At 65.9% G+C, this 6,929-nt stretch carries 6 protein-coding genes; 1 reads left to right on the top strand and 5 read right to left on the bottom strand.

Annotated features, from left to right (window positions below; translation table 11 throughout):
- Nucleotides 1-33 precede the first annotated feature (33 nt).
- Nucleotides 34-516 (top strand): GNAT family N-acetyltransferase, encoded by a 483-nt coding sequence (locus tag IC40_RS0115885; protein WP_030135686.1) that lies wholly within the window; start codon nucleotides 34-36, stop codon nucleotides 514-516.
- Here the strand turns inward: IC40_RS0115885 and IC40_RS0115890 are convergent.
- The 5 genes from IC40_RS0115890 to IC40_RS0115910 all read right to left on the bottom strand — a co-directional run.
- Nucleotides 491-973 (bottom strand): PH domain-containing protein, encoded by a 483-nt coding sequence (locus tag IC40_RS0115890; protein WP_030135687.1) that lies wholly within the window; start codon nucleotides 971-973, stop codon nucleotides 491-493. The genes IC40_RS0115885 and IC40_RS0115890 overlap by 26 nt on opposite strands.
- A complete protein-coding gene (ribH, locus tag IC40_RS0115895; RefSeq protein WP_030135688.1) occupies nucleotides 970-1,449 on the bottom strand; it encodes a 6,7-dimethyl-8-ribityllumazine synthase in 480 nt (159 codons plus the stop codon). The genes IC40_RS0115890 and ribH overlap by 4 nt, the downstream gene beginning before the upstream one ends.
- Nucleotides 1,446-2,708: a bifunctional 3,4-dihydroxy-2-butanone-4-phosphate synthase/GTP cyclohydrolase II gene (locus IC40_RS0115900; RefSeq protein ID WP_030135689.1), complete on the bottom strand. Its 1,263-nt coding sequence runs from the start codon at nucleotides 2,706-2,708 to the stop codon at nucleotides 1,446-1,448. Before IC40_RS0115900 ends, ribH begins: the two co-directional genes overlap by 4 nt.
- Nucleotides 2,709-2,890: 182 nt before the next feature.
- Entirely contained in the window at nucleotides 2,891-4,585 is a 1,695-nt protein-coding gene (locus IC40_RS0115905) for a VCBS domain-containing protein (RefSeq protein WP_138158205.1), read from the bottom strand.
- A gap of 94 nt (nucleotides 4,586-4,679) precedes the next feature.
- On the bottom strand, nucleotides 4,680-6,929 hold a 2,250-nt coding region (locus IC40_RS0115910; RefSeq protein WP_030135691.1), incomplete at its 5' end, for a cadherin-like domain-containing protein.

The following is a 6,929-nucleotide window of genomic DNA, read 5'->3' on the forward strand; positions in this document are numbered from 1 at the left end:
CCTACCCGAGCGTCTGACTGTGATACTGGAGCCATGGGCATGGGGCAGGTGCGCGTGGCCCGGCTCACCGAGACGGACTGGCGCGCGTTCGCCGGTATGCGACTGCGGGCGCTCACCGATTCATTGGGCGACCGTAGCCCGCACTATCGGCACGAGAGCACGTTCACCGCCGCGCAGTGGCGCCGCCGGCTACGCGCACACGCCCAGTTCGCGCTCGTCATCGACAATCGGGCGGTCGGCCTGATCGGCGCCCAGCGCCAGGGTCCGGAATCGGTGTACCTGTACTCGCTGTGGCTGGACCCGACGGCGCGTGGCCGCGGGTTCGGTCGCACCCTGGTCGCCGGGGCGGTCGACTGGGCGCGCACCCAGCGGGTGCACCGGGTCACCTTGCGGGTCAACCGCGACAACGCGCCGGCGTTGGCGGTCTACGACAGCCTCGGATTCATGATGGAGTCCAGTGATTCGGGCGCGGGTGATGACGCGCCCGAGGTCACGATGACGCTGACCGTGAATTGATCTCGTTCTGGTAGCGCCGCATGAGCGCGCGGACCTGATCCATCGCCGCCACCGCGCGTTCCTTGTCGACGGCTTGGATGGCCATCGCCGCGGTGTATTCGTCGTCGGCCAAGTCGATCCGCGCCCAGCGCGCGCCGGGTGGGAACGACACGTCCACGACGTCGGGCCAGGCAATCAGTTTGTAGCCCAAGGCGTTTCGTACGGAGATGCCGGCGGGTCCGACCCGCAACCGGGGTCGCGCCAGGAGCAGCACACAGGATGCGATCACCAAACCCACCGCCGCGATGCCCACCTGGTCGGCGGTCCGGAACACCACGCCGCTGGACCCGACCTTCAACAGAAAACCGACGGTGATGTGGGCGGCGGCGATCAAAAAGGCCGCACCGTAGACGAAATACGGGGTCAGATGTGGCCGGACCTGCAGGTCCCAGTCCTGATCGTCGGCCGATTGGGTCATGAGGCCAGGTCGCGCAGCACCAGCGCAGTCGACAGCGCCGCGGCGGCGGCCTGAGCACCCTTGTCCTCGGTCGACTGGGGCAGTCCGGCCCGCGCCAGCGCCTGCTGCTCGGTGTTCGTGGTCAGCACGCCGTTGGCCACCGGGGTGGACAGATCCAGCGACACCCGGGTGAGGCCCTGGGTCACCGCATCACACACGTAATCGAAATGCGGTGTCTCGCCCCTGATCACGACGCCCAGCGCGACGACGGCGTCGTACTTGGCAGCGAGCGCCTGCGCGACCACCGGAATCTCGATGGCGCCGTGGACCCGCACGACGGCCGGGTCGGTCACCCCGAGCGTGCCTGCGGCGCGTAGTGCGCCGTCGAGCAACGCGTCACAGATGGTGGCGTGCCAGGTGCTCACCACGATGCCCAGCGACACCGTGGAGGCGTCCACATCCGGTAGGTCGGGGATGGCCCCAGCGTGCCCGCTCACAGCGCGCCACCGGGTTGCGCCTGGTCGTAATCCTCAAGACCGACCAGGTCGTGGCCCATCCGGTCCCGCTTGGTCATCAGGTAACGGATGTTCTCGGCGTTCGCCCGCACCGGCAGCGGTACCCGCTCGGTGATGTGCAGGCCGTACCCGTCCAGCCCCACCCGCTTGGCCGGATTGTTGGTCAGCAAGCGCATCGACCGCACACCCAGGTCCACCAGGATCTGCGCGCCGATGCCGTAGTCGCGGGCATCGGCAGGCAGGCCGAGTTCCAGATTCGCGTCGACAGTGTCGGCCCCCGCGTCCTGCAGCTGGTAGGCCTGCAACTTGTGCAGCAGGCCGATACCGCGGCCTTCGTGCCCGCGCATGTACAGCACGATGCCGCGTCCTTCCTGCGCCACCATGGCCATCGCGGCATCCAGCTGGGGACCGCAATCGCACCGCTGCGAGCCGAACACGTCACCGGTCAGGCACTCGGAGTGCACGCGCACCAGCACGTCGTGACCGTCGAACTCGGCGCCGGAGATGTCGCCACGCACCAGCGCGACATGCTCGACATCCTCGTAGATGGAGGTGTAACCGACCGCGCGGAATTCACCGTGCCGGGTGGGGATGCGGGCCTCGGCGACGCGTTCGATGTGCTTCTCGTGCTTGCGCCGCCACTCGATGAGGTCGGCGATGGAGATCAAGGCAAGCCCGTGATCGTCGGCGAAGACCCGCAGCTCGTCGGTCTGCGCCATCGAGCCCTCGTCCTTCTGGCTGACGATCTCGCAGATCGCGCCGGCGGGCTGCAGGCCGGCCAGCCTGGCCAGATCGACAGCGGCCTCGGTGTGACCGGGACGGCGCAGCACGCCACCGTCCTTGGCGCGCAGCGGCACCACATGGCCGGGTTTGGTGAAGTCATCGGCGACCGCCGTCGGATCGGCCAGCACACGCATCGTGGTGGCGCGGTCGGAGGCCGAGATACCGGTTCCGACGTCCTTCTTGGCATCGACGGTCACGGTGTAGGCGGTGCCGTGCTTGTCCTGGTTGACCGCATACATCGGCAACAGGCCCAGCCGGTCGCAGATGGCGCCGTCGAGCGGAACACAGAGGTAGCCGGAGGTGTATCGCACCATGAATGCCACGAGCTCGGGCGTGGCCTTCTCGGCGGCGAAGATCAGGTCGCCTTCGTTCTCGCGGTCTTCGTCGTCGATGACCACGACCGCCTTACCCGCCGCGATGTCGGCTACCGCCCGTTCGACGGAATCCAGCCGTGTCATTGTCGCCTCGTCATCGCTGGCCGAAACATGTCTGTGCCACCTTCATCAGTTCGTCTGCGCCCGTCCCGCAGCAGCAGCTGCGCAGGACGGACAGTTACACCAGTATGAACCACGGCCCCCCAGCAGTTATTGCCCGCCGGTCCCCCAGCGGGATCGACGGGCAACAACGCGGGGCCGCAGGCTCAGAACGTGTACGTCACACTCACACAGGCCGGTGACCCGTCCGGGCAGACGTGGCCGTCGAAGTAACGCACCGTGAAGGTCTCGCTCGGGTAGAACCGGCCGCATTTTCGCGAGGTCGACGTGTAGTTCACCAGGAATGCGCCGGTCCGGGTGCGGTACACCGACACCGAGCCGCGGGGGTTGTCCTGGACGACGGCGAAGGCGATGTCGTCCCCGTCGGGATCGGCCACCGTGGTGGTCCACGAAGCCGTCTTGAGCAGGCCGAGCCGTCCGCTCGCACCGACGGTGCACTGGGTCGGCAGCTGATTGTGTGGCAGCAGATGCACGGGCACCACCACCAGCGTGCCGTCCTCGGCGGTGACGGTGAAATGGTCCAGCTTGTCGGCGGCCAGGGCCGTCACCGCGGCCGCGGCGTGCCCGATCGCGGTGTTCAAGGCGCTGGAGTAGGTGAACGTTCCGTCGTCATTGACCGTCACCGAGCTGCCCTTGGCGGAGATGACGGTATTGCCGGGCAGTCCCCCACCGTCGACCCGCAGCGGACGTCCGTCGGCTGCCGTCGCGACGATGCGTCCGCGCGTTGTCTGTACGCCGGCGGTGTTGACGACCGATTCGGTGAGCTGCGCGCGGCCCGTGACGGGAGACATATCGGCGAGCGGCGGGCAGACCTGGACGGTCGCGACGGTGATGGAGCGACCGAAATCGTCGGTGCCGATGATGGTGAACGCGTCATCGGCGGTGATGCCGTATCCCAGGCCGGGCGTGCGCGTGTAGACGTAGGTGCCGTTGCTGCTCACCTGTGCGCTGCCCTTGGCCGGCGGTCGTCCGACGCTGAACCGGATCGGGCCATCGCTGTCGGAGGCCACCGAGAGCCGGCCACGTTGCACGTTGGGCGCGACTGCGATGGTTTCGTCGTCGATCCGCAGATGCGCGAGCGGCCGGACGACGATATCGGCGGTGCCGCCCTGGCTGTCGATCGCGGTGACCACGAAGCGGTCGGTGTCCAGGCCGGGGATGGCCGCGGTGGAGACCGTCGGGATGAAGACGAAGCGACCGGAATTGGTATCCAGCTGGACAAGTCCACCCCGGTCCGAGTAAGCGGACTCCGGCGTGGAATCCGCGGCATTAGAACCATTGACCAAGCTGTAAGTCAGCTTGGTTCCATCCGATGCTGCGCCCTCGATGCAACCCACCACGACACCATCCTCGAACGGCAGCCCGAGCCTCGCCGCGCCCGTTGGCGGTACGTTTGCGGCGAGGATCACCACCCTCACCTCCGCGGCGGTGCTGCGCCCGTAAAGATCTGTGACTGCCACCGTGAAGGTGTCGACTTGGTCGATCTGATCGGTGCTACTTCTCGCGAACTGCCGGGCTTGTAACGACGGCGTGTAGGTGAAGTGCCCCGTCGTCGCACCAACCGACACCAGCCCGCCCTTAGCTGTCGTGAACAGCGTTGGTCCGTAAGTGATCGCACCGTTGCCCTGATCCACGGCAGTGACAGATCCGAAGATCGCGCCGGTCACCGGATGCGGATTGCCGACTTCCACATCGACAGCCGGAGCCTCGTTGGCCTGCAGGATGACTCGGGTGCCTATCCCCGGCTCATTCGATGCAAAATCTGGCAACGCGGTAATGCCGAGTCCGCCGGCAAAAACGTTCGGTACATCGAAAAATCGAGGCAGATCGTCAATCGACATATAAGGAATCCTTCGTACGAGTATCCCGTCCCACCCGCGGCTGTTGTCGGCGGGCAGCACTGAAGGGTGCTGAACAGGGCCGCCCGCCCACCGCTTATGACACGGTGAAAGTCCGGGATGTACTAGCCAAGGTGCCGACCTGGACGACGCCGTCGACCACCTTGTAGTACTCGTCCTCCGTCACAGTCACGGTCACCGTCCCTCCCGAAGACTTGCCCGACGTCGAAAGAGTTTGACTCCAACCCGTGTAGGTCGCGGAGCCGCCCCCGGTTTGCCCTGTGATCGTCAGGTCACCGATCGAATCACCATTGCTTGTCGAGGCGAAGACCGACGTCCAGTACTTGCCGCCGATGCCCCGCACACCACTGCTGATACTCGGAGGATCGTTGTGCGCGTAGATGTTCACATTCACCGAATAGGTTGTGCTACCGCCGAAACCGTCGTTCACCGTCACGGAGAAGTTGTCGGCGAATGCCGTTCCACTGGCACCGACCTTCGCCGCACCATGGAAGTACGAGTACCCCTTGTCGATGGTGTAGCTGAATGTTCCGTTCGCATTGACCACGACGGACCCGCCGTTGGTCGTCGAGAACGTGCCCGCCGTCCAGCTGACCGCGTCACCGTCTGAATCGGAGGCCGCCAACGAGCCCGAGGTCCGCTGCTTCCAGGTTCCGATGCCCAGGACCGTGTTGTCCTCAAGCGACGAACTGGTGATCGTGACAGCACCACCGATCGGCGCCGCGTTCGGAATCGTCGGTGCGACGTTCACGGTCGCGATCGTCACCGTCTTGCCGCTGGCGTCGGTGCCGAGGATGGTGAACGTGTCATTCGGTGTTGTCGAATGACCCAGCGCCGCGTTGCGGGTATAGGTGTAGGTCCCGTCGGCATTGCGGACGACGGTCCCCTTCGTACCCTGCGCACCGACGCTGAAGGTCAGCAGCGATGCGTCGGCCCCCGGCACGTTCAGGGTCACCTTCTGGATGTTGGCCCCCGCGTTGGTGACCGTCACCGGGGACGGGGTTGCCTGCGCCACCGAGATCGTCGCCGTGGTGGTGCCGCCATGGCCGTCGGAGACCGTCACCGTGAACGTATCCGTCGTCGATCCCGATTTGGTCGGGATGTAGGTGAACGAGTTGCCCGACAGCGTCACGATGCCGCCGTTGGCGGTGTACGCCGAGCCTCCGGTCGCTCCGACCAGGGAGTAGGTCAGCGGGTCATCGTCATTGTCGGACCCGTTCAGCGTGCCACGCACCACGCCGAGCGCGTCCGAACTGGCATTGGTCGACACGCTCGAGGAAGGCTTCGCGTTGAGCTTCTCGACCGGCACCTCGACCACGATCGTGGCGCTGGCGCCCAGCGCATCCGTGATGGTGATGGTGAAGGTGTCCTTGACCGTCAGCCCGCTGGCACCGACGGCCGCCGCACCGTGGAAGTAGCTGTTGGACTTGGTGATCGTGTAGGTGAAGGTACCGTCCGAGTAGAAGGACACCGATCCACCGTTGGCCGTGCTGTACATCGCCGGGATGATGGATCCACCCGGATAGGTGATCGCGTCACCGTCGGCATCGGCGGCAGTGACCTTGCCCTTGGTGCTCTGCGTGCGGATTCCCAGGAAGTCACCACCCAGCGAGGATTCCGTGATCGTGGTCTGCCCGGCGGTGGGAGCGGCGTTGCTCAAGGTCGGGGTGACGGTGACCGTGGCGACGACGATGCTGACACCACCGACGGTGCCGATGATCTCGAAACTGTCGGTCGGACCACCGGTGTGTCCCGCGACCGTGCGGGTGTAGGTGTAGGTGCCGTCGGCGTTGACCGCCACGGTGCCCTTGCTCGGACCATTACCCACGCTGTAGGTGAGCACGCCCTGTTCGTCGCCGGTGAGCTGCACCGCGCCGGTGACGATGCCGTTTCCACCCGAGTTCGAGGTGGTGACGGGCAAATTCAGATCGTGGGTTGTGACGGTGACGAATGTGGTTGTCTGTCCGCCCTTTCCATCAGTGATGTAGACCGTGAAGCTCGATCCGACGATGGCGCCGAGCACACCGCTGTTCAGGCCGGGCACGTAGGACCACTTGCCGTTGGCGTCCACGGTCACGATGGCCCCGTTGCCCAGCAGCTTGCTGGACCCACCGCCGTAGCCGGTGACGCTGTAGTGCAGCGTGTCGTTGTCGTCGTCGCTGGCGCCGACGTTGCCGGTCGCGATGCCGGAGCCGCCGGCGATCACCGCACCGTCGAGGGGTTTGGAGCTCGGCCCGCTGTTCACCTTGGGAACCAGAGACACCTCAGCCACGGTGATGGACTGGCCGTTGATCGTGCCCACGATGGTGAACGTGTCGGTCTCGTT

It is taken from the genome of Mycolicibacterium neoaurum ATCC 25795, assembly GCF_000691525.1.
Lineage (GTDB): Bacteria > Actinomycetota > Actinomycetes > Mycobacteriales > Mycobacteriaceae > Mycobacterium > Mycobacterium neoaurum.